Origin of the sequence: Ralstonia psammae, from assembly GCF_958405935.1 — a bacterium.
In the GTDB taxonomy this organism is placed as follows: domain Bacteria; phylum Pseudomonadota; class Gammaproteobacteria; order Burkholderiales; family Burkholderiaceae; genus Ralstonia; species Ralstonia psammae.
Map to the genome: position 1 here is coordinate 201,352 of NZ_CATZBU010000001.1, position 25,730 is coordinate 227,081.

The following is a 25,730-nucleotide window of genomic DNA, read 5'->3' on the forward strand; positions in this document are numbered from 1 at the left end:
CGGAGGAAACCATGTCGCACACCCCAGCCCTGCCGGCCAACACGACGGACCCGGCCAGCCGCCCGCTCCACAGTCCCGAACTGGAAGTCACCTATCGCCGCATTGCGTATCGGCTGGTGCCGTTCCTGGTGGTGCTGTTCATCCTCGCGTGGATCGACCGCGTCAACGTCGGCTTCGCCAAGCTCTCGATGCTGCAGGATCTGCAGTTCAGCGAAGCGGTGTACGGGCTGGGCGCAGGCATCTTCTTCATCGGTTACTTCCTGTTTGAAGTGCCGAGCAACCTGCTGCTGGAAAAGATTGGCGCACGCAAGACACTCGCGCGCATCACCATCCTGTGGGGCCTGGCCTCGATGGCGATGATCTACGTAAAGACGCCGACCTCGTTCTACGTGATGCGCTTTCTGCTGGGCATCTTTGAAGCGGGCTTCTTCCCGGGCGTGGTGCTGTACCTGACGTACTGGTTCCCCTCCGCACACCGCGCGCGCATCAATGGCCTGTTCATGACATCGTTTGCGATTGCAGGGGTGGTGGGCGGCCCGATTGCCGGCTTCATCATGAGCCGCATGGAAGGCGTGGGCCACCTCGCCAACTGGCAATGGCTGTTCCTGCTCGAGGGCATTCCGTCCGTGCTGGCCGGCTTTGTCGTGCTTGCGTGGCTGCCGGAAACGCCTCGCCAGGCCAAGTGGCTTTCCGCTGCCGAGCAAGACGCCGTCGTGCGCGCCGTTGAAGTGGAAAACCGCGACCCTGCCAAGCACGCGTCGTTTGGCGCCGCGCTGGCCAACGCCCGGGTCTGGATCTGCGCGGCGATCTACTTTTGCGTGGTCAGCGGCAACGCCACCATCGCGTTCTGGACGCCGTCGATCATCAAAGAGCTGGGCGTGCAGGGCAATTTCCACATCGGGCTGATCTCGGCCATTCCGTTCATCGCCGGCACGATTGCGATGGTGTGGAACGGCGCGCATTCCGACCGCACGGGCGAGCGCCGCATGCACTGCGCCATTGCCGCCCTCATTGCCAGCGCCGGTCTGGTGGCGACAGGCGCAACGCTGGGCTCACCGTTGCTGGCGCTGATCTCGCTCACCGTCGCCGCGATCGGCATCCTCGCCGCATTCCCGGTGTTCTGGTCAATCCCGGCCGTGTTCCTCGCCGGCACCGCAGCCGCAGGCGGCATCGCCCTCATCAACTCCATCGGCAACCTGGCCGGCTTCGTCGCGCCTTACATGATCGGTTGGCTGAAGACGAGCACAGGCCACCTCTCCGCCGGCCTCTACTTCGTAGCCGTGCTGGAGCTGGGCGCCGCCGTGCTGGTCATCCTAGGCACGCGCAAACACTAAAGCCCAACAGCAAACAAACCATCGTGGCGCAACCGCACGCCTCACGATGGTTTGGCCGTTAGTGCCCTAGATGGCGCCTTGAATTTCTGTTGCAGGGAGGACAAAGAAGGGAGGCCTGTCTGAGCGCAGCGAGTTTGCCTCCCCTCCCTCTCTGCGACATAAATTCAAGGGGAAGTCGCCATCTCGGGCGCGCCTTTCTTTGCTTACTTTCTTTGGCAAGACAAAGAAAATGAGTCAGCCCCGGCAGGGGATGAAACAAGGGATGCACCACCAACAAAAAATACTCGCCAGCAAGGTCCCAAACCCCACTGATGAGGTTCCGAACCCGCCCAAAGCGGCTCCAAACCCCATTCACGGCGTTTCGAACGCCAAGGGCCCAAGGTCCAAACCCAACAAATGCAGTTCTGAACCCCTCGGATGCAGTTCCGAACGTCAGCAATGACGTCCCGAACCCCATCAGAGAAGTTCGGAACCCCAACCCCGGCGTTACGGACCTTAACCGGCCACCTTGTATCCCATCCGAACGCCACCCCAGTGGCGGCCTTTGACGTAAATCGGCGCCGACACGTCTTTCATCATCGCGAACGTCCCGTTCCCCATATCGCGACGATACGTCTGCAACAGGAATGCCTCGGTATTGCGTGCAGCCCCGAGCCCCGTGCGATCCGTGAACAGGCGGCGGTTACGGCTATTGGCAGCATTCCAGACAGGATCGCTCCCTTGCGGCTGCGAGAACTTCAGGTTGTGCGTCGGCAGATAGCCGTTGGTGTCCACCGCTGCACAAAACACCACGCGCGGATCAAGCTTGAGCAAAGGCTCCTGCACCGCAGGCAGCACGCGATCGGTAAACGCCGTAAAGCGCGTCATATGCTGCGGCGGATCGGTATTCGGCACCGGCTCATAGGCGCGATCGAACAAATCGCCCTCGTTGATATCGCCCCGCGCCAGCGCCGATTCAAACAGCGCACTGATCTTGCCGGCCGCGGCCTGCACCGCTTCGATGAACGGCGTATCGGCACTCTGCACACCGGTTGAAGCCGTCAACCGGATCAACGTTTCCGAGGCCCCCAGCAACCCTGAGAGCTGCCGCTGCGCGTTGTCGATGTTGTGGCTCGATTGCTTCACACCCTCGGCCATCGCATCCACCTCACGGGCGAGCGACGCGCATTCGCCTTCAATGGCGGCAGTGGATTCCGCAATGCTCGTCGCCTCGGCGTCGAAGCGTGCGATAGCCTCGCCCGCCACGCCAATCACCGCGCCAATCGCCTGCGTGCCTGCATCCACACGCTGGGCGCGCGCCACGTTCGCGCTGCTGTCGCCGATCAACTTATCGGTCTGGCCGGACAGGTCGGCCAGGGTGGTCTCGATGCGCCGCGTCGCTTCGGCGGTCTGCCCCGCGAGCTGCTTCACCGCACCCGCAACCACGGCAAAGCTGCGGCCCGATTCACCCGCGCGCGCCGCTTCAATGGCGGCGTTGATCGCCAGCAGGTTGGTCTGCTTGGCAATCTGCGAAATCTGCTCGGACGCCTGCGCCACCTGGATCAGCGCTTCACGCAGCGCAGCAATCTGCTGCTCCATGCTCGCCACGCCAACGGCCAGCTCGCGAATGTCGCGCAGCGATGCATCCACCGTGGTGCGCGAGCCGCTCACCTCTTCGCTGGCATGCGATGCGACTTCGCGCGCATGTCGCGCGGCCACGGCGATGTCGTGGTTGCCGCGCATGGTGACATCGGCAGCGTTGCGCAACTGGTCGAACACATCGGCCTGGCGGCGCAGGCGCGCGGCCACGTCCTCCACATTGCCGGACACCTCGCAGATACCCATGCCCACGCGGCCGGCCTCTTCGGCAATACGCGCAACAAGGTCAGGAGAGGCTTTCGGGCCGCGGCCCCAGACGAATGGCTTCACGTGCAGTGGTCTCCAATTGTTGTTGTGTGCACTCTCGCGCGAATGGCGAAGCGGCCCTCTATGGGGTGTATCGGCACGGGCGAAGGCGCGCTTGAGCCACGCTACCTGTGCTGACTTACGCCGGCATTACATGCGCCTCGCGCACCACTACGCCTGCGCGTGACGGTGGCGGCGCAGACGTGCCTCGTAGGCGGCGGCCGTCATGGGAGGGCCAAACAGGAAACCCTGCAACTTGTCGCACCCGGCGGATTGCAGGAACTCGGCCTGCTCCAGCGTCTCGACCCCCTCTGCTGTGACGGTCATGTCCAGTGACGCGGCCATCGCTACGATGGCGCGCGAGATCACGACCGAATCGCGATGGCGCGGAATGCCCGAGACAAACGAGCGATCCACTTTCAGGTTGTCGATCGGAAAGCGCTGCAGATACGACAGCGACGAATACCCCGTGCCGAAATCATCGATGGAGATGCGAATGCCCAATGCCGTGAGCGCGTCGAGCATCGGCATCACAGCAGCGGTGTCGCGCATGAGCAAGCCCTCGGTAATCTCCATCTCCAGCGCGCTCGCGGGCAAACCGGCCTCGGTCAGGCAACGGGAGATGGTCGGCACGAGTCCCTCCCCAAACTGGCGCGGCGACAGGTTCACGGCAACGAAGAAATCCGGCATGCAGGTGGCGCGCCAATGTGCGGCCTGGCGGCATGCCTGCGCCAGCACCCATTCGCCGATGTCGCCGATGAGCCCGGCGTCTTCGGCCACGGGAATGAACTCGGCAGGCGACACCTCGCCCAGTTCGGTGCTGTGCCAACGCAGCAGCACTTCCGCCCCGACGATGTCCATCGACGTGGCATCGACGATAGGCTGGAAGCGCAGCGACAGCTCGCCCGCAGCCAGCGCGCGGCGCAGGTGGTATTCCAGCTGGAAGCGCCGCTGCGCACGCTGCGACAGGCGCGCGGTGTACACGCGATGCTGGTTGCGGCCGTTCTGCTTGGCGTTGTACATGGCGGCATCCGCACAGCGCAGCAGCGTGGCCGCATCATTGCCGTGCTCGGGGTATACCGCGATGCCGATCGACGCTCCGAGGTAGTACTCCGTACCGCCCGTCGAAAACGGCTGCGCGATCGAATGGACGATGCGCTTGGCCAAGCGCTCCGCTTCACCCAACGAGCGCACGTTGTCGAGCAGCACGACGAACTCGTCGCCGCCCAGGCGCGCCAGCGTATCGCTCTGGCGCACGCAGGCCGACAGGCGTTGCGCGACGATGCGCAGCAGGTGGTCGCCCGCTTCGTGGCCGGCCGTGTCGTTCACCTTCTTGAAGCCATCCAGATCCAGGAACAGCACGGCGACCTGGCGGGCCTCGTTGGCTGGGTTGGCAGCCTGCTCCATCACCGCCTGCATGCGTTGCGAGAAAAACGCGCGGTTGTACAAACCGGTGAGCGCATCGCGCTGCGCGAGGAAGGTGAGCTGCTGCTGTGCCGCGCGCGCCGGTCCGATATCGTTGAACGAGATGAGCACGGCCGACGGTGCATCGTCGCCAGGGCGCACGATGGGCAGCACGTTTTCGTGCACCCACACCACATCGCCGTCCACCAGTTCGAGGCCGACGGTCAAGCCGAGCAGCGGCCGGCCGGTGGTCAAGACCACGCGCGTGGGACGTTCGTTGAGCGGGATCTCGCTGCCGTCTTCGCGCAACGAGCGACGCATCAGCGCCAGGTGGCTGGTGCCCACGGGTGACACGTTGCCCGCCCGAAGAATGCGCCGCGCGCTCGGGTTGCACGCGAGGATGGTGCCGTCCGCCGCCTGCACGACGATGCCTTCGGTCAGGTTGTCGACGGCCAGACGGTAGCGTTCTTCGCTCTCCTGCAGATCACGCGCAATATGCGCCTTCTGTACCGCCACGCCGATGATGTCGGTAATGCCGTCGAGCAGCCCCATGGCGTCGCGCGTGGGCGCACGCGGGGTGTCGTAGTAGATGCCCATCGCGCCGATCATCTGGGCATTGTCGCCGCGGATGGGCGTGGACCAGCACGCGCGCAAGCCGAGCGGCGCAACGATGTCGCGGTAGCCGTCCCAGAGCGGGTCGGCGTCGATATCTTCCACCACCACGGTCTTGTTCAGGAACATGGCCGTGCCGCACGAACCGACCGACGGACCGAGCGCGATCCCGACGAGCAGTTGCGAGAGCATGAAAGGCAGCGACGGTGCCACGGCTTGTGTGATGTGTTCGCCGTCACTACTCAGCAGGACCGAGCACATGGCGCCGTCATCAAGCAGTGCCTCCACCAGCCGGCACACCTCGGCCAGCAAGTCGAGGAGCGGCACGTTGCGCGAGCTGAGTTCGAGCACGGTTTTTTCGCAGCGCAGCAATTCCTTGGCACGTGCGGTCTCGGCGGCCAGTGCCCGGTAATTGGCTTCGGAGTCGCGCAGGGCCTGTTCGGCCTGCTTGCGCTGGGAGATGTCGCGTGCCACCACCTGGATGGCGGTGCGCCAGCCAAGCTGCACCGGTGCAGAAAGCACCTCCACTTCCACGGGTGTGCCATCGCAGCGCAGCAAGGTCTGCTCGACGGGCGGCAAGCCCGCGCCGTGCATGACCATCCACTCGCGGCGCTGGCGGGCGAGGAGCAATGAGTTGTGGTGCACGAACTCGTCCAGCTCATGGCCGACGATATCGCGCGCCGTCTGCGCGCCAAACAGCCGAACGCCCGCCTCGTTGATGAAAACGATGATGTCATCGGCCACGATGTAGAGCGCATCCGGCATTTGCCGGACGAGCGCTTCGTAGCGGTCGTCAGCGAGCGGCAGCGGCCTGGCTTTGTCCTGCTCGATCACATCCGGCTCGGGACGGTCAGGCCGCTCTGCAGAGGTGGCGTCCATATCTGGGCTGTTTTTTTTAGATATCGACCAACGTGTCAGGAAAGTTAAGGCGTTTGGCTACCTTCCCCCCTTCAGAGTGGGGCAAATGGCTGATGCGCGGATAAGCGGCACGCGAGTTGCGGCACAATGCCGGCACGACGTCCCTGCGCAACTGTTCGCAAATTGGCCTTATGCAATCGTTTTCGTCTTCCGTCGGCCACGTGGCCGGCCTGATTTCGCGACGTACCCTGCTGGCCGCAGGTCTGGCTGAGGCTGCCGTGCAATTTCGCGACGGGCATATCGTCGCGTGTGATGCCCCCCCGACGTGCGGCATGATCGACTGCGGCGACCTGCTCGTCCTGCCCGGCATCGTCGACCTGCACGGCGATGCCTTCGAACGTGCCGTCATGCCCCGCCCCGGTGTGGCCTTCCCCTACGAAACCGCGCTGGCCGACGTTGACGGCCAATTGCTTGCCAACGGCATCACCACCGAATTCCACGGCGTGACGTATTCCTGGGAAGGCGGCTTGCGCGGCCGCGCCTATGCCTTGCGCATGCTCGACACGCTCGATGCCATGCGCCCGCATCTGGGGGCCCAGCACCTGATGCACCTGCGCTTCGAGTTGCACCACGCCGACGGTGTTGACGACGCGCTGAACTGGATGGACGCCGGCCGCGTGCACTTCCTGTCGTTCAACGATCACTTGCCCGGCATGCGCGACAAGCTGGGCGACGCGCGCAAGCTCGCACAATACGCCGATCGTGCCGAGTGCGACATCAACACGTTCCTCGCGCGCCTGACTGCCGCCGCGGTCAACACAGCGAGGCTCGACGAGGTGACCGGCATGCTCGCTCGGGCCGCGCAGCAACGCGGCATCTGCATGGCTTCGCACGACGAACCCGACATTGCCACGCGCAACACCTTCCACGCGCACGGCTGCACTGTCACGGAATTTCCGTTGACCGAAGATGTCGCGCAGGCGGCGCGCGCGCATGGCGGACATATCGTCTTCGGTGCACCCAACGTGGTGCGCGGCGGCAGCCACAACGGCGCGCCCGATGCGGCGGCCATGGTGGCGGCGGGGCTGGGCACCGTGCTGGCGTCCGACTATTACTACCCTGCACTGCTGGCCGCGCCATTCAAGCTGGCCGAACGCGGTGTGATGACGCTGGCCGAGGCCTGGGCGCTGGTGGCAGCCAACCCGGCCGAAGCCACGGGCCTGGTGGATCGTGGTGCGCTCGCGACTGGCCTGCGCGCCGACGCCATCGTGGTGGATGACCGCCGCCCGGGCCTGCCGCGCGTGGTGGCGGCCGTGGTGGGCGGGCGGCTGCGCCATGCCGCCGGGCAACTGCCGCTGATTGGCTGAAGCAACACCATGGACGAGGCGCTGCCACCCTTACTGCCACCGATACCGGCAGCCTGGCGATACGCCCTCTACCTGCTGCCACCGGAGCCATGGTATGGGCTGGGCATACGCTGGCTCGGCCGCTGCGCGCGATCCGATACCGCCATCTCCGCAGATCAGCGCGAGGCCTTTGTCCGCGAAGCCGGCGTCGACCTCGCCACGCTCGACCGCTGGACTGAAGCGCCGCGTCAGTACGGCCTGCACGCCACGTTCAAGCCGCCGTTTCGCCTGGCAAGCGAGCGCACCGTCGATGAGCTGGACGCCGCGCTGCGCCGCTTCGCGCAACTGCAGCACCCCTTCACGATCGAGCCGGCCTTGCAGACGCTGCGTGGCTTCCTGGCTTGGCGACTGCGCCATGGCGACCCTGCCCGCGACAGGCTCCACCAGCTCGCCGATGCATGCGTCGGCGAGTTCGATGCCTTCCGCGCACCGCCGCCGCCGACTGAACTCGCGCGCCGCCGTCGCGCCGGCCTGTCGGATGTGCAAGAGCGCCATCTGCAGCGCTGGGGCTATCCCTATGTGTTCGGCACGTTCACGTTCCACATCACACTGACCGGCCGGCTCGACCAAGCCGAGCAGCTCGCGTGCTATCGCGCACTGGAAGCCACGCGCGTGGTGCTACCAGCCGCGATGCCCATCGACAACATCGCGTTGTTCTTGCAACCTGCGCAGGAAGCGCCGTTCACGGTGGCGCGTGTGTACCGCTTTGATGGGCGCATCGAAGACTTCGACGCTGCGCAGGAGGGCGCCTAGCGCTTGAGTTCGACCACGTCGATGACCTCCGTCTGGCCGTGCTGTTCAACCTCCTGGCGCATCACCACGGCCGCTTCGGGGCAATACCAATCGGTGATGTGCGCAACGGTCGGGGCGGGCTCGATCGTTTCATTGCCCAGCTGCAGCATCCCGAGCCGGGCCGTGCGGGTGTAGCGGATCGGCCGGCACTGCAACTGGCCAACCACGGTGCTCATCGGCTGCGGCGGCCCGACCTCGCGCTCCGACACCTCCACCTGGGCGCGCTCGGCCCGCATGCGCCCCACGGAAATCCCCAGCCGCGGCGATACCACATCGAAATCGAAGCTCGATTCGTACGTATCGCCCGGCAACATTTGGGCTTCGGGTGCCAGGCCCGCGCCGTACAGGAACATGCCCGAGATGGCGGTGCTGACGGTGCCGACCAGATCGGCATGTTCACTTTGCGCAAACACACGGCCATTGATGCTGACGATGCGCGTGACCACGCCGGCTTCGTCCACCAGCAGCTGGTGCTCCTGCACCGTCTCGATCGGCCGGCCGCCCAGCGCCACGAGGCCCGATTTGGCGTAGATGTGCAGGCCGATCTCGCAGCCGTCCTGCATGTCGCGACTGACATCGTGCAGCGTGAACTCGACGATCATCGGCGTCTTGCCGTTGCCGTCCAGGCGCACACGGCTGCCGTCGTGCACCCACGGCGCGGAGCATAGTCCCGCTGCATGCGCAGGCAACGCCAACGCAATCGCCGCCATGGCTGCGGCGGCGTTCCATAAAGAAAAACGCCGATGCATCGGGCGATGCATCAGCGTCTTCATGAACCCGATCGGCACGGGCTTACTGCTTGGGCGCGTCCTTCTTGTTGGCGCCCTCGCTGTACGCGTCAAACTTGCCGCCAGCCTTGGCACCCTGGCTATACGGGTCGAACTTATCGCCGGCCTTGGCGCCTTGGGTGTACGTGTCGTACTTGCCCTTCTCAACATTGGCCGGCTGGGCGCCGGGGTTGAGCGCGCTTGCGGTGCTGTCGTTCTGGTTGGCGCCTTGCGAATACGGGTCGAACTTGTCGCCGGCCTTCGCACCCTGTTGGTACGGATCAAACTTGTCGCCGACTTTTGCGCCTTGGCTATAGGGGTCGAACTTCTTCTGGTCAGTCTGCGCGTGGGCCACGGTGCCGATGGCTGCTACGACAGCGACCGCTGCCACGAGGGTAAGACGTTTGTACGGCATCTGAAGCTCCTTTCCTATGGGTCGTTTGGGCTGATCAAATCAAATGGTGCAGCCTCGTTTTGAACGCATCCCGGTGTCGTGCGCAACGCGTACGTTGGCGACGGCGACGGGAAACCCCCTCTCCTCGTCGTAAGCTATGGCAAGCGCACAGGAAAGTCAACGCACAGGAACTGCATATTTTTTGGGCAGATGCGCGCAGAAGTGCCGGTCAATCAACGACGTTCCGGCTGGCGGATCGAACCCGGGCCCGCCACCGCAATCAACGCCATGGTGAGCGCCACCACCGACAGCCCCCAGCGCAGGTCGGAGCGATGCGCAATCAACCCAATGATGACCGGGCCGATCAGCAAGCCCACGTAGGCAAAGCGCGCCACGGCGGCAATGCCTTCGGCTGCCGGCACCCCCGGCAGGCGCGACGCGGTAATGAAGAAGATGGGCACCATGTTGGCGGCGCCCACGCCCATCAGCGCAAAGCCTGTCAGGACAGCAATCGGCGCGGGCCACAACAGTGCCAGCAGGATCCCGCCCGTTGCCAGCACACCACTGGCGCCGAGCACATGCATGTTGCCCCAGCGCCCGCGTGCGAAATCGCCGCCGAAACGCGCAAGGGCCATCCCGCCGGAAAACGCCGCGTACCCCGCGCTGGCAATGGCCTCGGGCGATTGCGCGATCTCGCGCATGTACACGGTCGTCCAGTCGTACATCGCGCCTTCGCCTACCAGCCCGAAGAAGGCCAGCACGCCGAGCAGGAAGAGCGTGCGCCCCGTGGTCGGATGTGCGGATTCGCCTTCTGCATGAACATGGTCGGGCAGCATGAACGGGCCGGCACACAACGCAGTCGCCATGGTGACGAGCGCCATACCGCCGCAATGCACAGCCGGCGGCACGCCCAATTCCAGCAGCGCCCCACCCACTGCCGCGCCCGCCATGCCGCCCAGGCTGAACATGCCGTGCAGCGACGAGATGATCGGCTTGTGGTGATTGGCCTCGACCGTGGCGGCCTGCGCATTCATGGCCACGTCGAAACCCGCGTTGGTGATGCCGAAGAGCAGCAGCACCGCCAGCATCGCGGGGTAGCTGGGCATCAGCATGATGAGCGCGGTCATGACGCCGAACGCCACGCCGCCCTGCACGCTCGCGCGCCGCGTGCCGATGCGCGCCACCCACTGGCCCGCAAACTTCATGGCGACGATGGCACCGGCGGCCACCATGAACATCGCCAACGACAGCGAGGCCTCGGACAACCCGAAGCGCGCCTTTACCGTAGGAATGTGAATGCCCCAGGTCGCAAACGTTGCACCGTTGGCGAAAAAGAGAGCCATCGTCGCCGCACGGGCCGACAGGGGAAGCCGGCGGGGCTGCAGCGCGCCGGCAGATTGCACGTATTCGGAAGACATGGAGGACTGCTGAGAAAAAGCGTGCAGCGCAAGCGTGTCGCACCGCAAAGGCGCCATGCTACCGCGCCCTGCTGATGAACGTATGACGCCGCCCGGCGCCATGCAGGTATGCCGCTTGCGTCACCAGGGTGGAATCCACCGCATCGGGAGACCCGCCATGCCCCGCGTGATCTGGAAGGGCGCCGTGAGCTTCGGGCTCGTCCACATTCCCGTTGCGCTGTATCCGGCCACCCGCAGCGACGACCTCGACTTCGACTGGCTCGACCGCCGCACCATGGATCGCGTTGGCTACAAGCGCATCAACAAGACCACCGGCAAAGAGGTGCCGCGCGAGCAGATCGTGCGCGGCTACGCCTACGAGAAAGATCGCTACGTGATCCTGACCGACGAGGACATCCGCGCCGCCAACCCGGTCTCCACGCAAACGGTCGACTTGCTGACGTTCGTGGATGCTGCGGAGATTCCGTTTCTCTATCTCGACACGCCCTACTTTCTGGCGCCCGACCGGCGCGGTGAAAAAGTCTACGCACTGCTGCGCGAGGCGTTGGCGCGCTCGAAAAAGATCGGGGTCGCCAACGTGGTGCTGCACACCAAGCAGCATCTGGCCGCGCTGATTCCCATGGGGCCAGTGCTCGTGCTGCATACGCTGCGCTGGTCCAACGAGGTGCGCGACTGGTCCGAACTCGACGTGCCGCAAGAGGGTGCCAAGGCCGCCAAGCTCACCGCCAAGGAGATCGACATGGCTGAAAAGCTGATCGACGACATGAGCGGCTCGTGGGACCCTGCCGAATACCACGACACCTTCCGCGACGACATCCTCGCGTTGGTCGATCGCAAGGTGCGCGAAGGCCGCACGGAGTCCGTCGAGCCGACGGAAGCCGAACCCGCGGTACCGCGCACCGGCAACGTGATCGACCTGACCGACCTGCTGCGCCAGAGCCTGGCCAAGCGCGGCAAGGACAAAGGTGCATCAGACGACGAAGCGGAAGGAGGACCTGTCCCGCGCAAGCGGGCACCACGTAAAGCCGCCGCCAAAACGGCGCGCAAGACGACCACGCGCAAGCGCGCATAACACGACGGAGCCGACGCCATGCCACGCCATCTCGCCGACTACCGCCGCAAGCGCGATTTCACGCAGACGCAGGAACCCGCCGGCGCACGCCGCAAAGCCGAGGAGCGACGTGACAGTGATGCCCTGCACTTCGTGATCCAGAAGCACGACGCCACGCGGCTGCACTACGACTTCCGGCTTGAACTTGACGGCACGCTCAAGAGTTGGACCGTCCCGAAAGGCCCGAGCCTGGACCCTGCCGACAAGCGCCTCGCCGTGCATGTTGAAGACCACCCGCTGGACTACGCGGATTTCGAAGGCCACATCCCCGAAGGCCAATACGGCGGTGGTGACGTGATCGTGTGGGACCGCGGCACGTGGCATCCGCATGGCGATCCGCGCAAGGCGTATCGCGACGGCAAGCTCAAATTCGATCTCGACGGCGAGAAGCTGCACGGCGCATGGGCGCTGGTGCGCACGCACTTGCACGGCACCGGCAGGCATCCGAAAGAACAATGGCTGCTGATCAAGGAACGCGATGATCAGGTCCGCCCCTCCAACAGCTACGACGTGACGCAGGCACTGCCCGCCAGCGTGATCACCGGAGAGAACGTGGGCGCAAGACCCAAGGCCAGCACCGAGGGCGGCACGACCAAGCGTGCCGGGCCGGCGCAAGTCCAGCCGCCCGCCGGGGCCGTGCCCGGCACGTTGCCCAGAACGCTGGAGCCGCAACTCGCCACGCTGGTGGATGCGCCGCCCGCGCACGGCGAATGGGACTACGAAGTGAAGTTCGACGGCTACCGCATCCTCGCGCGCATCGACGGGAACACCCTGCGCCTGTTCAGCCGCAACGGCCGCGACTGGACGGCCAAGCTGCCGCGGCAGGCGCGCACGCTGCATGCACTGGGCCTGCGTGAAGCCTGGCTCGACGGCGAAGTCGTGGTGATGGGCGATCGCGGCGTGCCCGACTTTCAGGCGCTGCAGAACGCCTTTGAAACCGCGCATGCCGAACGCATTGCCTACTACCTGTTCGACATCCCGTTCTGCAACGGCATGGACTTGCGTGGCGTGCCATTGCGCGAGCGGCGGGCGCTGCTCAAACGCATTCTCGATGCAGCGCCGGGTGACCTGGACCGCGAAGCGGTGCTGTTCTCGGGCACCTTCCATGCCGCGCCCGAAGACTTGCTCGCTTCCGCATGCAGCATGTCGCTCGAAGGTGTGATCGGCAAGCGCGCCGATGCGCCATACCGCGCCGGTCGCAGCCCTGCCTGGATCAAACTCAAATGCGGGCAGCGGCAGGAATTCGTGATTGGCGGCTACAGCGCGCCAAAGGGCAGCCGCAGCGGCTTTGGCGCCCTGCTGCTCGGCGTGTATGACAACGAGGGCACGCTGCGCTATGCGGGCCGCGTGGGCACCGGCTTCAACGAGACAAGCCTGCAGGCCCTGCATCACGAGTTGACCGGTCTCACCGTCGACACGCCGCCGTTCATCAACCCGCCCACCGGCAGCGATGCGCGCGACGTGCAATGGGTCAAGCCCGAGCGCGTGGCCGAAATCGCCTTTGCCGAATGGACGCGCGAAGGCATCGTACGGCAGGCGGTGTTTCAAGGTTTGCGCGATGACAAACCCGCGCGCAACATCGTGCGTGAACGCGCCAAGTCGCCCAGTGCTGCCGCCAGTAAGGAGACCCGCACCGTGCATGCCCCCGAACACAAGGTGCGCCCCGGTGCCGAACGCATCGCGGGCGTGGACATCACGCACCCGGATCGCGTGATCGAGAAAGCCAGCGGCACCACCAAGGCTGATCTGGCGCGCTATTACGCAAGCGCGGCGGAATGGATGCTGCCGCATCTGCGCAACCGGCCGACGTCGCTCGTACGTGCGCCCGATGGCATCGACGGCGAGCGCTTCTTCCAGAAGCATTCCGCGGCACTCAAGCTGCAGGGCATCACGCAGCTGGATCCGTCGCTCGACCCTGGGCATCCATCGCTGCTGGCGATCAACTCGGCCGAAGCCCTGGTCGGGGCGGTGCAGATGGGCACGGTGGAGTTCCACACCTGGAATGCGCTGGCCGACCGCATCGAACAACCCGACCGCATCATCTTCGATATCGACCCCGACCCCGCGCTGCCCTTCGCGCGCGTGATCGAGGCCACGCAACTGACGCTTGCGCTGCTCAATGAACTCGGCCTGAAAGCGTTCCTCAAAACCAGCGGCGGCCATGGCATGCACGTGGTGGTGCCACTCACGCGCCGCGAAACCGCCGGTTGGGACACGCTCAAAGCCTTCGCGCAAGCCGTGGTCCAGCACATGGCTGCGACCTTCCCTGACCGCTTTGTCGCCAAGATGGGGCCACAGAACCGCGTGGGGAAAATCTTCATCGACTATCTGCGCAACAACCGTGGCGCGAGCACGGTGGCCGCGTATTCGGTGCGCGCGCGGACGCGGTTGCCAGTGTCGGTGCCGATCCGCCATGACGAGCTGGAGGGGCTGCAGTCGTCTGCCCAATGGACGCTGCGCACGCTGGCGGAACGGCTCGACCAGCGCAAGGGCGACCCATGGGCCGACTACGCCGGCACGCGTCAGTCGGTCACGGCCGACATGCGCAAACGCATCGGCGCCAATGACTGAACCGTCACACGCGATCGATTCTCGAAGAATTGGGCGGTGAACGGCCCATTGCTTGTCGGCCGAAGTGCGGGGCCGCTGCGTTAACATGCCTGCGTCTGCACTTGGCGCACGTGTGTGCGCCCCACCCTGCCCCCCGCCGATGGCCCGAATTCGTCCGACCCGTTTGCTGAACCTGTCGCGCAGCGCGCTTGCCTGCGCCGTGCTCCTGACCCTTGCGGCATCGCCGCTGGCGCACGCCAAGAAAGCCAAGGCCCACGCGGCACCGCGCGCCACCGCCGCGCAGACGCGCCAGGCTGCGCACAATCCCGCGGGGTTGCCCGCCAACGTGGCGCTGGCCTTTGCGCGCGCGCATATTCCGCTGGATGCGGTGAGCGTGTTCGTGATCCGCACCGGCACCGCCACGCCCATCCTGCAATGGAATGCCGACGCGGGAATGAACCCGGCGTCGACCATGAAGCTGCTGACCACCTTCGCGGGGCTGGACCTGCTGGGCCCCGACTTTCGCTGGAAAACCTCGGCCTATGCCGACAGCCAGCCGGTCAACGGCACGCTCAACGGCAACCTGTACCTGCGTGGCCAGGGCGATCCAAAGCTGATCCCCGAAGAACTGGTCAAGCTGGTGACCGATGTGCGCCGCGCTGGCGTGGATGAACTGGCGGGCAACATCGTGCTGGATCGCACCTATTTCGAGGGCGGCTTGTCGGAAGCACCACCGCTGGACGGCGACACCGCACGTGCCTACAACGTCGCGCCCGACGCGCTGCTGTATTCGTTCAAGACGCTGACGTTCACGCTGTCGCCGGATGCTGGCAACGGCGCGGTCAACATCGATGTATCCCCGCCGCTGGCGCAATTGCAGATCGACAACCAGTTGCGCACCACGCGCGGCGGCTGCGGCGACTGGAAAACCACCTCCGGCGCCAACATCACCACGCAAACCGACGGCCACGTCCTTGCCAGCTTCGACGGCCGCTATGCCGCCGCGTGCGGCGAACGCGTCTTCAACATCGCCGCGCTCACACATGCAGACTTCATCTGGGGCGGCTTCCTGGCGCTGTGGCAGCAGGCCGGTGGCACGATGCGCATCACGCCGGGCCTGCGCGAAGGCAAGGTGCCGCGCCAGGCCATTCTGCTGGCCACGCATTTCGGCCCGCCGCTATCGGAAGTTGTGCACGACATCGACAAGTATTCGAACAACGTGATGGCGCGCCAGCTCTTCTTGACCATCGGCGCGGAAATCGGCCGCAAACCCGCATCGGTGCGGCAATCGACCGACGTCATCAACCGCTGGCTCGCCAAGCAGAACCTGACGATGCCGGAGCTTGTGCTGGAGAACGGCTCCGGCCTGTCGCGCATCGAGCGCATCAGCGCGCGCAACATGGGACGCCTGCTGCAGCAGGCCGACGCCAACCCGAACGGCGGCGTGCTGCGCGATGCGCTGCCCGTTGTCGGCGTGGACGGCACCATGCGCAACCGCCTGACACGCGCCGGGGTGGCCGGCAACGCCGAGATCAAGACCGGCACGCTCAACGACGTGCGCGCCATCGCCGGGTATGTGGAAGGCGAAGACGGCCAGCGCTTCGTGGTGGTCAGCATGATCAATCACCCGAATGCCGGCGGCGGCCAGGCCGCACACGACGCGCTGCTGCAATGGATTTACCAGGGCGCACCGCGATGAGTCCACGCAAGGCATTACTGGGCATTACGGGCACGTCGGGCAGCGGCAAGACCACGCTCGTCGAGCAGCTCATCACCCGTTTCGTGCGCGACGGGCGCCGCGTGGCGGCCATCAAGCACACGCATCACGGCTTCGATCTCGATTCGCCCGGCAAGGATTCGCACCGCATGCGCGAAGCCGGCAGCGCCGAAGTCGTGCTCGTGGGCGGCGAACGCCTCGTGTTGATGCGCGAATACGCCAACGCCCTGGAGCCTGAACTGGACGACGTGCTGGCGCTGCTCTCGCCCGCCACCGACCTCGTCATCGTAGAGGGCTATAAGCGCAGCACCTTCCCAAAAATCGAAGTCTTCCGCCCTTCGCTGGGCCGCCCGCCGCTGTGGCCGGAGATTGGCGGCGTGGTGGCGGTGGCCACCGATTCGCCCGATGCCGTGCAACCGCCCGAAGGCCTGACCGTGCTGGACCTGAACGACGTCGATGCGGTGTACCGGTTCGCCGTCCAACAACTGGCTAAGGCGCCCATATGAAGCACTCTTAACATCTGGGCAAGGCAGCTTGGCTATGATGGGGCGATCCAGTTTTTCGCCAGCCCCCCCTCCCAACAACATGCTTTCCCGTCTATCAGCCGCGCTACTTGGCGCGGCATTTTTTTGCTCGGCCATGCCAGTGGCTGCCCGCGATTGGGTCACCCCGAATACCACCTTCGGGCGCGGCGCACAGGTCCATCAGTTCGTGCTCGTCGACGCAGCGACCGGGCGCCCCATGCCCAACGCGCGCTACCGCCTGTTCCTGCCCGACCACACCATCGCCGGCAAGCCGCCTCAGGCGAGTGAAACCAACAGCGTGATCTTCGGCACCACCGACAGCGCCGGGCGCACGGCCAAGGTCCGCTTGCCCAAGCGTTATGCGGCGGCACGGTGGGTGCTCAATCCGGTGGTGGGCAATGGTGAGCTTGGCGAATCGTTCCGCCTGGTCGATGCGCTCGGCGGCGCGCCGATCGAGGGCCACCCCTATCTGATCGATGTGGTGGGCGAATACCTGGTCTGCGGCCACTCCAGCGCCGGCGGTTATACCGCCTACGTGCAATCGCGCGAGTCGCGCACCGTGCACCTTGAAAACACCCTGACCTTCACGCGGGCCGACGACGCCTGGTGTGCCGGCGAAGGCCGCGCGATCGCCGACAGCAGCAACGCGCAGGGCACGCCTGATCTCTACTCGCAATATCTCGGCACGCTCACCGCCAACGCGGCGACACTCAGCGAAGACTTGCAGAGCCGCATCGCGCGCAAGCTGATGTCACTGGCAATTGCCGAACGCGACGCCGACCGCATCGACCTCGCCCTCGCTCTGCAACCGGTGCCGGAAGACCGCCTCAACAGCTACGGCTACGAACTGGTTGACGCGGGCCTGCGCGTGGAGCGCGGCCTGTCGATGATCGAGGCGTATCTGGCCAAGCAGCCGGACGACCCATTCGCCCTCGACAGCAAGGGCTGGGCGCTGTACCGGCTCGGCCGCAACGAGGAAGCACTCACATGGTTCGACCGCTCCATCGCCCTCTTCACGCAGCCCGGCGGCGACTACGAAGCGAGCGACGAGGCGGTACGCGAAGCACGCGCGGAAGGTCTGGCACACAAGGGCGAAGTGCTGTGGAAGTTGGGTCGCGCTGACGAAGCGCACGATTGCTTCAAGCAGGGTCTCGTCATCTCGCCACAAAACGATGTACTGAAGGCCACGCTGGCCCGCCTGGCGGTGACATTGCCAACGGCCGACGCCAAGTAAGAAATATCGGCACAAACGAAAACGCCCGCTTCACGCGGGCGTTTTACTCAGTGGTGCTCGATCAGTGCATCACACCGTCCGCCAGCAGGCGTTGCAGCACGTTGCTGGAGATCAGGCGATGGCCGCCCGTGGTGGGGTGCACGCCGTCTGCGAACAGGTAGGACGTGTCGGCGCCCGCGGCCACCAACGTATTAGCCGAGCAGAACAGCGAGCTGCCGCCCGCGCTCGGCACGAGTGCGTTGATCTTGGTCGCATCGCAAGCCGGCACGCTGGTATTGCTGAATCCGAACATCGCGCCGTTCTGGATCACGGCCGTCAGCTGCGCGTTGAAATCAATCACGCGAGCGCTAGTACCGGCCAGACCGGTTTGCAGCGTGGTGTTGAACGCGCCCACCAGCGCATGCAGCAGTGCCTGGCCTGCCGCGCCGCCCGCCACACCCTGCGGTGTCAGGCTGCTGTCGGGCAGGTTGAACACGTAGACCTGGGTCGCGTTCTTGCTGATCATGTCCTTGATGTACCCAACCAGATCGGTCGCCGCCTGCTGCACTTGTGCGGTGGCGATGGCGGGCGTCACACCCGAGTTGGGGGTCGCCACAGCGGCAGCCCAGTAGAAGATGTCGTTGTTGCCGCCAAACACGAACACGACGTCGTTGTCGCCATTGAACGTGTTGTTGCTGGCCGTGTAGAAGTTGGCGAGCTGCTGTTTGACCGGATACGTGAGCGCGCCGGCCCCACCGTTGTGGCCGATACCGTTCGGGTCGGTCACGCGCGAGCCGCCTTGCGCGTAGTCGAAGCAACCGGGTTTCGGGCAGGTCTGCACCGAGGTGGCGTAACCCATCACGGCCGGCGTGAGCGCCACACCGAGTTGCGCAGCCACGGTTTCCGCCCAGATCGGGCCAGGGTTGGTGGTGAACTTGCCGCCGCCCACGGCAGCGGCAGCCGGCGTGTAGGTGCCGGCGTCGCTCAGGCTGTCGCCGAACACCACCATGCGCTGAACCTTGGCGACGTTGCTGTTACCGCTCTGATCGCTCTCCCCTCCGCCGCAAGCGGCCAGGCCCAAGGCCAGGGTCGCCGATGCGACGACACGCATCCATTGACGCAACTTCATGATGTCTGTCTCCCGTGTGGAATTTTTATGGTCTGTGGTGCCGCGGTGCGTAACCTCGCCGTGCGCGTTTGAAGCACGCGGAACGACACAACGCCCAAGTGTAGCGAGGTTGCCGGGCGCACGGCGAAGGCGTGCCCCGTAAGAATTAGAGGCCTGTCTCGAACGCGGCGGCCGCGCGACGCAGGCGGTCGTTGACGGCCGCCCAGGCGGGGGTGTCGGCTAGGGTTTCCACCCAGATGGCGTCATAACCACCGCGGTCGAGTTCGCGCAGGAGCGCGTAGAGCGCGTTGGCATAGGCGGCGGGTGTGGCGGGGGCGGCGCGCTGGTCGCAACCCTCCCGCAGTGCCACGGGGGCGCCCAGCCACACGATGCGCTTGTCCGCGGGCAGCGCGGCCAGGCGCGCGGGCACATCGGCCGCCGGCAGCAGATACAACGGCGTGCGCGGCGCGTAGTGCGCCTTCAACGTGCCGGAAGCACGCGGTGCTGCCGCATCGGGGAGCGCCGGCAGCTCGCCGGTCACGCGCTCGATGTCTTCTGGCGTGATGGCGCCCGGGCGCAGGAGCACCGGGCCGATGCCCTGATCCAGCCGAGACAGATCGATGATGGTCGATTCGATGCCCACATCGACGCCGTCGCCCTCGAGCACGAACACGGCATCGCCGAATTCGTCGCGCACATGCTGCGCGGTGGTCGGGCTGACCTGCCCGAACTTGTTGGCCGACGGCGCTGCAATGCCACCGCGCCCGCGCTTGAAGCGCGAGAGCAACGCCTGCGCCACCGGGTGCGACGGGCAACGCAGCCCGATGCTGTCCTGCCCGCCTGCCACGGCGGACGGAATGTGCGGAGCGCGTTTCAGGATCAGCGTGAGCGGCCCCGGCCAGAAGGCTTCGATCAGTTGCAGCGCGATGCCGGGCACATCGTCGGACCAATATGAAATATCGGCGCCATCCACCACGTGCACGATCACGGGGTGATTGGACGGACGACCCTTGGCCGCGTAGATCTTGGCGATGGCCTGCGGGTTTTCGGCATCGGCGCCGAGGCCGTACACGGTCTCGGTCGGGAAGGCGACCAGCTCGCCCGCCTCCAGCCTGCGCGCGGCCTCATCAAGGCGTTCGGCCGCAGGCATGGCGTAGGGCGTTTTGGTCCGGTGCGGCATGGGCAACTCGTTCTTAGTCGGGCCGCAGGCCAAGCACGTGCGCGGCATGGCGGAAAGCCTCGTCCACCACTTCCGGCGAGGTGCCGACGCAATTCACGTGGCCCATCTTGCGACCCGGACGCGCATCTGCCTTGCCGTACAGGTGGACCTTGGCACCGCTGTGGCCCATCACTTCGTGCCACGCTGGCGTGCGTTCCAGGCCGTATTCGAACCACACGTCACCCAGCACATTCAGCATGCGCCCCGGCGAGTGCTGCCTGGTGCTGCCCAGCGGCAGGCGGGCCATGGCGCGCACCTGCTGCTCGAACTGGCTGGTTTCGCACACATCCATGGTGATGTGGCCGGAGTTGTGCGGACGCGGCGCCATTTCGTTGGCAACCAGAGAGCCGTCCTGCAACACAAAGAACTCGATGCACAGCACGCCGACGTAGCCCATTTCTTCGGCAATCATCGCGGCGGCGGCACGTGTGCGCGTGGCAATGTCGTCCGACACGCTGCGCGACGGCATGGTCGTTGAAAACAGGATGCCGTCACGGTGCGCGTTCTCGGCAAGCGGCCAGGTGGCGGTCGTGCCATCGGCGCCGCGGGCTGCCAGCACGGACACCTCGTACGCCAGCGGCAGCATCTTCTCCAGCACGCACGGCACGTGCTGCATCGCTCCCCAGGCGGCACGCAGCTCTTCAACCGTCGAGACGCGCGCCTGACCCTTGCCGTCGTAGCCCATGCGGGCAATCTTCAGGATGCCGGGCAACAGGTCGGCGGGCAGTTGTTCGATGTCGGCATCGTGTTCGATCACCCAGCTCGGTGCGGGGTGGATGCCGGTGCGTGCGGCGCACAGCGCGAAAAATTTTTTCTCGGCGATGCGGTTCTGCGCGATCGACACGCAGTTGGCGCGCGGCGCGACGAACGCGCCGAGTTGCTCCAGGCGGTCGAGCGCCATGGCCGGCACGTTCTCGAATTCGGTGGTGACGGCCGGGCACAGCGCAGCCATCTCGGCCAATGCGGCTTCGTCGGTATAGCCAGCACACAGATGGCGCTCGGCGATGGTGCCAGCGGGGCTGTTCGGATCCGGGTCGAGCACGCAGACCTTGTAGCCCATTGCCTGCGCGGCGTGCGTGAACATGCGGCCGAGCTGGCCGCCGCCGAGCATGCCAAGCCAGGCATCGGGCAGGATCGCGTTGGGAACGTTCAGCGCGCGGGATTCCGCGGTGTGAGCTTGCGCCAGGCGCGGGTTCAGGTCGTCGGCCATGAATCAGGTCGTAGGTTACTTAAGCGCCGTGCACAGGGAGCGTCATGCCGCGCGCGACTTCGGTCTGCTGCGCGCGGAAGGCTTCGAGCTTGTCAGCGAGGGCCGAATCGGTGGTGGCGAGGGTGGCAATGGCAGCCAGCGCTGCGTTGGCCGCACCCGCTTCGCCGATGGCGAACGTCGACACCGGAATGCCCTTGGGCATCTGCACGATGGAGAGCAGCGAGTCTTCGCCGCGCAGGTACTTGGACGGCACCGGCACGCCGAACACCGGCACGATCGTCTTGGCGGCAAGCATGCCCGGCAGGTGCGCTGCCCCGCCGGCACCGGCGATGATGGCGCGCAAACCACGGCTGCGTGCGGCTTCGGCGTAGCGGAACATGTCGTCCGGCATGCGGTGCGCCGAGACAACCTGCGCCTCGAACGGAATGCCGAACTGCGTGAGCATGTCGACGGCGTGGCGCATCACTTCCCAGTCGGAACTGGAGCCCATTACCACGCCAACGAGCGGAGCGGTTTGCTGTGCAGTCATTGTCATCGCTCCGGTTTAACGCAGGGACTCACCGGTCAGGCGGGTCAGTGCTTCGCGGTACTTGTCGGCGGTCTTTTCGATCACGTCGGCGGGCAGTTGCGGCGCCGGTGCGGTCTTCGGCCACGGCTTGCCGTCGATGCGCACAGCTTCAAGCCAGTCGCGCACGAACTGTTTGTCGAAGGACGGCGGGTTGGTGCCGACCTGGTACGAATCGGCCGGCCAGAAGCGCGACGAATCGGCCGTGAGCGCCTCGTCCATCAGCGTGAGCGTGCCGTTCTCGTCCAGACCAAACTCGAACTTGGTGTCGGCGATGATGATGCCGCGCGTGGCGGCAAAGTCGGAGGCTTCCTTGTACAGGCGGATGCTCACGTCGCGGATCTGCGCGGCGAGGTCCGGGCCGATGCGGCGCTCGACTTCATCGAAGGAGATGTTCTCGTCGTGCTCACCCATCTCGGCCTTGGCGGCGGGGGTGAAGATCGGCTCGGGCAACTTCTGCGCGTTCTGCAGGCCAGGAGCCAGATGCACGCCGCAGACAGCGCCAGTGGCCTGGTAATCCTTCCAGCCGCTGCCGGCCAGGTAGCCGCGCACCACGGCTTCCACCAGGATCGGCTTCAGGCGCTTGACCACGATGGCGCGGCCGCGCACCTGGTCGACTTCATTCGGGGCCACCACGGTTTCCGGTGCGATGCCAGTCTCGTGCGTCGGCACGATGTGGCGCAGCTTGTTGAACCAGAAATCCGACATCTGCGCGAGCACACGGCCCTTGTCCGGAATCGGCTGGCCGAGAATCACGTCAAACGCCGAAAGGCGGTCGGTGGTGACCATCAGCAGCTTGTCGTCGCCGACAGCGTAGTTCTCGCGCACCTTGCCCCGGCCGAGCAACGGCAGGCTGGTGATCGACGATTCGTAAAGGGCAGAGGATGCAGGGGTGGCGGACACGGCGGAATCCGAGAGAAGAAGAGAGAACGTGAAAGGCCAGCATTATACGTGGCCCATGCAATGCAAAACGGCTGGCGCAGTGCCAGCCGTTTGCTAGATGTGACGCGAAATGCTTATTGCACCACTTGTGCCAGATCGCCGCTTTGGTACTTCTGCGCCATCACCGACAGGCCGATCGGCTTGATCTTGCCTGCCTGGCCTTCGCAGCCGAACTCGATGTAACGCGCCTTGCAGACCGCCTTGGCAGCCTCACGGGCAGGCTTGAGCCATTCGCGGGCGTCGAACTTGTCCGGGTTTTCGGCCAGGAACTTGCGCACCGCGCCCGTCATTGCCAGGCGGATGTCGGTATCGATGTTGATCTTGCGCACGCCGTATTTGATGGCTTCCTGGATTTCCTCGACGGGCACGCCGTAGGTTTCCTTCATCTTGCCGCCGTACTGGTTGATGATGGCCAGCAGTTCTTGCGGCACGCTCGACGAGCCGTGCATCACCAGGTGGGTGTTCGGGATGCGCGCGTGGATTTCCTTCACGCGACTGATCGCCAGAATGTCGCCGGTGGGCTTGCGCGAGAACTTGTAGGCGCCGTGGCTGGTGCCGATGGCGATCGCCAGCGCGTCGAGCTGGGTCGCCTTGACGAACTGTGCAGCTTCTTCAGGATCGGTCAGCAGGGCCGAATGGTCGAGCTTGCCGACGGCGCCATGGCCGTCTTCATCGCCCGCTTCGCCGGTTTCGAGCGAGCCCAGGCAGCCGAGTTCGCCTTCAACGGTCACGCCAACCTTGTGCGCCATCTCGACTACGCGACGGGTGACGTCGACGTTGTAGTCGAAATCGGCCGGGGTCTTGCCGTCTTCGCGCAGCGAGCCGTCCATCATGACCGAGCCGAAGCCCAGGTCGATGGCGCCCTGGCAGATTGCGGGGCTTTGGCCGTGATCCTGGTGCATCACCAGCGGGATCTCCGGATAAGCCTCTACAGCGGCCTGGATCAGGTGCTTGATAAAGGACTCGCCGGCGTATTTGCGGGCGCCTGCACTAGCCTGCAGGATGACCGGTGCGCCGGCTTCCTTGGCAGCTTCCATCACAGCCTGGACTTGTTCCAGGTTGTTCACGTTGAATGCCGGAAGGCCGTAGCCGTTTTCAGCGGCGTGGTCCAGCAGTTGGCGCATCGAGACGAGTGGCATGGTTTTCTCCTATGGATCGATCTGTATTCGGTCTCAGGAACGCGTGGGCGTCTGATAGACGTAGCAAACGGCGTTCCGTCCTGGGCGTCAGTGCATGCCGACGCGAACAATCTTGAGCGTGTTGGTGCCGCCGGCCTGCCCCATCGGCTCGCCGACGGTCAGGACGATGAAGTCGCCGCGCTGCACAACGCCGCGCGCGACCAGCAGTTCTTCGGCCTGGTGCAGCGCTTCGTCGCGGTCGGCGCTGTTGGCAAGCGGCAGCGACTGCACGTTGCGGTACAAAGCCATCTTGCGCTGCGAGGCCACATTGGGCGTCATCGCATAAATAGGGATGTTGATGCCGTGGCGGCTCATCCACAGCGCCGTGGCGCCGGAATCGGTGAGCGCGGCAATCGCCTTGACCTGCAGGTGGTGCGCCGTGAACAGCGCGCCCATGGCGATCGACTGGTCGATACGGCTGAAGGTCTGGTCGAGGAAGTCGGCGTCCAGATGCACGGGTTGTGACTTCTCGGCTTCCACGCAGATGGCCGCCATGGCCTCGATGGTCTCGACCGGGTAGCGGCCAGCGGCAGTTTCCGCCGACAGCATCACCGCATCGGTGCCATCGAGCACAGCGTTGGCGACGTCCGACACCTCGGCGCGCGTCGGCACCGGGTTGACGATCATCGATTCCATCATCTGTGTGGCGGTGATGGCCAGCTTGTTGGTTTCGCGGGCCAGCTTGATCATGCGCTTCTGCAGCGCCGGCACGGCCGCGTTACCCACTTCCACCGCCAGGTCGCCGCGCGCGACCATGATGCCGTCAGACGCGGCAAGGATCTCTTCGAGCACGCCCGGGCGGATGGCCTCGGCACGCTCGATCTTGGCGATCATGCGGGTCTTGTGGTTGTGCGGCGCGCCGGCCACGGCGGCCAGCTGGCGCGCCATTTCCATGTCGGTTGCGTTCTTGGGGAAGCTGACCGCGACGTAATCGGCGCCCAGCGCCATCGCGGTCTTGATGTCTTCCATGTCCTTGGCGGTCAGCGCCGGCGCCGACAGTCCGCCGCCCTGGCGGTTGATGCCCTTGTTGTTGGACAGATCGCCGCCGATCTTGACGATGGTCTCAATCTCTTCACCCACCACGCGCTCGACCTGCAGCACGATCAGGCCGTCGTTGAGCAACAGCAGATCGCCCGGGCCAACGTCGCGCGGCAGTTCCTTGTAGTCGAGACCGACGCGCTCCTGGTTGCCCAATTCGCAGCGGGCGTCGAGCGTGAAGCGATCGCCGGGTTCGAGCGTGATCTTGCCGTTCTCGAACTTGCCGACGCGGATCTTCGGACCCTGCAGGTCGGCCATGATGGCCACCTCGCGGCCCACCGAGCGCGCCACCTCGCGCACAAGCTGCGCACGATCGATGTGGTCTTGCGCCGCGCCGTGCGAGAAGTTCAGCCGCACCACATCCACCCCCGCGGCGATCATGCGGATCAGGACTTCCTGCGTGCTGGACGCGGGGCCGAGCGTTGCGACGATCTTGGTAGCGCGGGTCATGGGCGGCGGTGTCTCGTTGTTGTGGTGGGGATGTGA

At 65.4% G+C, this 25,730-nt stretch carries 20 protein-coding genes; 8 read left to right on the plus strand and 12 right to left on the minus strand.

What is annotated here, in order from left to right:
* The first annotated feature begins 11 nt into the window (after nt 1–11).
* Nucleotides 12–1,334, plus strand: coding sequence for an MFS transporter (locus tag R2N16_RS01000; protein ID WP_316663648.1), 1,323 nt, complete (start codon nt 12–14; stop codon nt 1,332–1,334).
* Nucleotides 1,335–1,829: 495 nt separating this feature from the next.
* On the opposite strand, the gene R2N16_RS01005 is transcribed toward R2N16_RS01000, so the two are convergent.
* Together R2N16_RS01005 and R2N16_RS01010 are read right to left on the minus strand one after the other, a co-directional pair.
* Nucleotides 1,830–3,242, minus strand: coding sequence for a methyl-accepting chemotaxis protein (locus R2N16_RS01005; RefSeq protein ID WP_316663649.1), 1,413 nt, complete (start codon nt 3,240–3,242; stop codon nt 1,830–1,832).
* Between the two features lie 147 nt (nt 3,243–3,389).
* Entirely contained in the window at nt 3,390–6,113 is a 2,724-nt protein-coding gene (locus R2N16_RS01010) for a sensor domain-containing protein (protein ID WP_316663650.1), read from the minus strand.
* A gap of 170 nt (nt 6,114–6,283) precedes the next feature.
* Here R2N16_RS01010 and R2N16_RS01015 point away from each other — a divergent pair, with 170 nt between their 5' ends.
* Nucleotides 6,284–7,459: an alpha-D-ribose 1-methylphosphonate 5-triphosphate diphosphatase gene (locus R2N16_RS01015; RefSeq protein ID WP_316663651.1), complete on the plus strand. Its 1,176-nt coding sequence runs from the start codon at nt 6,284–6,286 to the stop codon at nt 7,457–7,459.
* Between the two features lie 9 nt (nt 7,460–7,468).
* Nucleotides 7,469–8,251: a DUF1045 domain-containing protein gene (locus tag R2N16_RS01020; RefSeq protein ID WP_316663652.1), complete on the plus strand. Its 783-nt coding sequence runs from the start codon at nt 7,469–7,471 to the stop codon at nt 8,249–8,251.
* Here R2N16_RS01020 and R2N16_RS01025 read toward each other — a convergent pair.
* The 3 genes from R2N16_RS01025 to R2N16_RS01035 form a co-directional block, all read right to left on the minus strand.
* Nucleotides 8,248–9,063, minus strand: coding sequence for a hypothetical protein (locus tag R2N16_RS01025; protein WP_316663653.1), 816 nt, complete (start codon nt 9,061–9,063; stop codon nt 8,248–8,250). The two genes, R2N16_RS01020 and R2N16_RS01025, sit on opposite strands and share 4 nt — an antisense overlap.
* Nucleotides 9,064–9,082: 19 nt before the next feature.
* A complete protein-coding gene (locus R2N16_RS01030; protein WP_316663654.1) occupies nt 9,083–9,472 on the minus strand; it encodes a hypothetical protein in 390 nt (129 codons plus the stop codon).
* A gap of 212 nt (nt 9,473–9,684) precedes the next feature.
* Nucleotides 9,685–10,869 carry an MFS transporter gene (locus R2N16_RS01035; protein WP_316663655.1) on the minus strand — a complete coding sequence of 395 codons (1,185 nt, stop codon included), beginning with the start codon at nt 10,867–10,869 and terminating at the stop codon, nt 9,685–9,687.
* A 157-nt stretch (nt 10,870–11,026) separates the two neighbouring features.
* Between R2N16_RS01035 and ku the strand changes: the two genes are divergently transcribed.
* From ku to R2N16_RS01060, 5 genes are all read left to right on the plus strand, one after another.
* Nucleotides 11,027–11,941, plus strand: a complete 915-nt coding sequence (gene ku, locus R2N16_RS01040; protein ID WP_316663656.1) for a non-homologous end joining protein Ku — start codon at nt 11,027–11,029, stop codon at nt 11,939–11,941.
* Between the two features lie 18 nt (nt 11,942–11,959).
* Nucleotides 11,960–14,551, plus strand: a complete 2,592-nt coding sequence (ligD, locus tag R2N16_RS01045) for a DNA ligase D (RefSeq protein ID WP_316663657.1) — start codon at nt 11,960–11,962, stop codon at nt 14,549–14,551.
* A gap of 139 nt (nt 14,552–14,690) precedes the next feature.
* Nucleotides 14,691–16,229, plus strand: a complete 1,539-nt coding sequence (gene dacB, locus R2N16_RS01050; RefSeq protein ID WP_316663658.1) for a D-alanyl-D-alanine carboxypeptidase/D-alanyl-D-alanine endopeptidase — start codon at nt 14,691–14,693, stop codon at nt 16,227–16,229.
* Nucleotides 16,226–16,753 carry a molybdopterin-guanine dinucleotide biosynthesis protein B gene (mobB, locus tag R2N16_RS01055; protein ID WP_316663659.1) on the plus strand — a complete coding sequence of 176 codons (528 nt, stop codon included), beginning with the start codon at nt 16,226–16,228 and terminating at the stop codon, nt 16,751–16,753. Before dacB ends, mobB begins: the two co-directional genes overlap by 4 nt.
* 133 nt (nt 16,754–16,886) lie before the next feature.
* The gene (locus tag R2N16_RS01060; RefSeq protein WP_316663660.1) at nt 16,887–18,005 is read left to right on the plus strand and encodes a tetratricopeptide repeat protein; all 1,119 of its coding nucleotides are present in this window, start codon (nt 16,887–16,889) and stop codon (nt 18,003–18,005) included.
* Nucleotides 18,006–18,066: 61 nt separating this feature from the next.
* On the opposite strand, the gene R2N16_RS01065 is transcribed toward R2N16_RS01060, so the two are convergent.
* From R2N16_RS01065 to pyk, 7 genes are all read right to left on the minus strand, one after another.
* Nucleotides 18,067–19,113: an SGNH/GDSL hydrolase family protein gene (locus tag R2N16_RS01065; protein ID WP_316663661.1), complete on the minus strand. Its 1,047-nt coding sequence runs from the start codon at nt 19,111–19,113 to the stop codon at nt 18,067–18,069.
* Nucleotides 19,114–19,258: 145 nt separating this feature from the next.
* Complete coding sequence (locus R2N16_RS01070; RefSeq protein WP_316663662.1) at nt 19,259–20,272, minus strand: L-threonylcarbamoyladenylate synthase; 1,014 nt, start codon at nt 20,270–20,272, stop codon at nt 19,259–19,261.
* A gap of 13 nt (nt 20,273–20,285) precedes the next feature.
* A complete protein-coding gene (locus tag R2N16_RS01075; protein WP_316663664.1) occupies nt 20,286–21,521 on the minus strand; it encodes a 5-(carboxyamino)imidazole ribonucleotide synthase in 1,236 nt (411 codons plus the stop codon).
* A 19-nt stretch (nt 21,522–21,540) separates the two neighbouring features.
* Nucleotides 21,541–22,050, minus strand: coding sequence for a 5-(carboxyamino)imidazole ribonucleotide mutase (gene purE, locus R2N16_RS01080; protein WP_316663665.1), 510 nt, complete (start codon nt 22,048–22,050; stop codon nt 21,541–21,543).
* A 15-nt stretch (nt 22,051–22,065) separates the two neighbouring features.
* A complete protein-coding gene (locus R2N16_RS01085; protein ID WP_004636116.1) occupies nt 22,066–22,989 on the minus strand; it encodes a phosphoribosylaminoimidazolesuccinocarboxamide synthase in 924 nt (307 codons plus the stop codon).
* A gap of 113 nt (nt 22,990–23,102) precedes the next feature.
* A complete protein-coding gene (fba, locus tag R2N16_RS01090; protein WP_316663667.1) occupies nt 23,103–24,167 on the minus strand; it encodes a class II fructose-bisphosphate aldolase in 1,065 nt (354 codons plus the stop codon).
* 87 nt (nt 24,168–24,254) lie between these two features.
* Complete coding sequence (gene pyk, locus R2N16_RS01095) at nt 24,255–25,694, minus strand: pyruvate kinase (RefSeq protein ID WP_316663668.1); 1,440 nt, start codon at nt 25,692–25,694, stop codon at nt 24,255–24,257.
* Nucleotides 25,695–25,730: the final 36 nt, after the last annotated feature.

Excerpts from the sequence above, each read along its gene's own strand:
- R2N16_RS01000 (WP_316663648.1), top strand. The coding sequence starts at position 12 with ATGTCGCACACCCCAGCCCTGCCGGCCAACACGACGGACCCGGCCAGC.
- R2N16_RS01015 (WP_316663651.1), top strand. The coding sequence starts at position 6,284 with ATGCAATCGTTTTCGTCTTCCGTCGGCCACGTGGCCGGCCTGATTTCG.
- dacB (WP_316663658.1), top strand. The coding sequence starts at position 14,691 with ATGGCCCGAATTCGTCCGACCCGTTTGCTGAACCTGTCGCGCAGCGCG.
- R2N16_RS01035 (WP_316663655.1), bottom strand. The coding sequence starts at position 10,869 with ATGTCTTCCGAATACGTGCAATCTGCCGGCGCGCTGCAGCCCCGCCGG.
- R2N16_RS01070 (WP_316663662.1), bottom strand. The coding sequence starts at position 20,272 with ATGCCGCACCGGACCAAAACGCCCTACGCCATGCCTGCGGCCGAACGC.
- R2N16_RS01025 (WP_316663653.1), bottom strand. The coding sequence starts at position 9,063 with ATGAAGACGCTGATGCATCGCCCGATGCATCGGCGTTTTTCTTTATGG.
- mobB (WP_316663659.1), top strand. The coding sequence starts at position 16,226 with ATGAGTCCACGCAAGGCATTACTGGGCATTACGGGCACGTCGGGCAGC.
- R2N16_RS01065 (WP_316663661.1), bottom strand. The coding sequence starts at position 19,113 with ATGAAGTTGCGTCAATGGATGCGTGTCGTCGCATCGGCGACCCTGGCC.
- R2N16_RS01010 (WP_316663650.1), bottom strand. The coding sequence starts at position 6,113 with ATGGACGCCACCTCTGCAGAGCGGCCTGACCGTCCCGAGCCGGATGTG.
- R2N16_RS01075 (WP_316663664.1), bottom strand. The coding sequence starts at position 21,521 with ATGGCCGACGACCTGAACCCGCGCCTGGCGCAAGCTCACACCGCGGAA.
- R2N16_RS01020 (WP_316663652.1), top strand. The coding sequence starts at position 7,469 with ATGGACGAGGCGCTGCCACCCTTACTGCCACCGATACCGGCAGCCTGG.
- pyk (WP_316663668.1), bottom strand. The coding sequence starts at position 25,694 with ATGACCCGCGCTACCAAGATCGTCGCAACGCTCGGCCCCGCGTCCAGC.
- purE (WP_316663665.1), bottom strand. The coding sequence starts at position 22,050 with ATGACTGCACAGCAAACCGCTCCGCTCGTTGGCGTGGTAATGGGCTCC.
- R2N16_RS01030 (WP_316663654.1), bottom strand. The coding sequence starts at position 9,472 with ATGCCGTACAAACGTCTTACCCTCGTGGCAGCGGTCGCTGTCGTAGCA.
- fba (WP_316663667.1), bottom strand. The coding sequence starts at position 24,167 with ATGCCACTCGTCTCGATGCGCCAACTGCTGGACCACGCCGCTGAAAAC.
- R2N16_RS01060 (WP_316663660.1), top strand. The coding sequence starts at position 16,887 with ATGCCAGTGGCTGCCCGCGATTGGGTCACCCCGAATACCACCTTCGGG.
- ku (WP_316663656.1), top strand. The coding sequence starts at position 11,027 with ATGCCCCGCGTGATCTGGAAGGGCGCCGTGAGCTTCGGGCTCGTCCAC.
- ligD (WP_316663657.1), top strand. The coding sequence starts at position 11,960 with ATGCCACGCCATCTCGCCGACTACCGCCGCAAGCGCGATTTCACGCAG.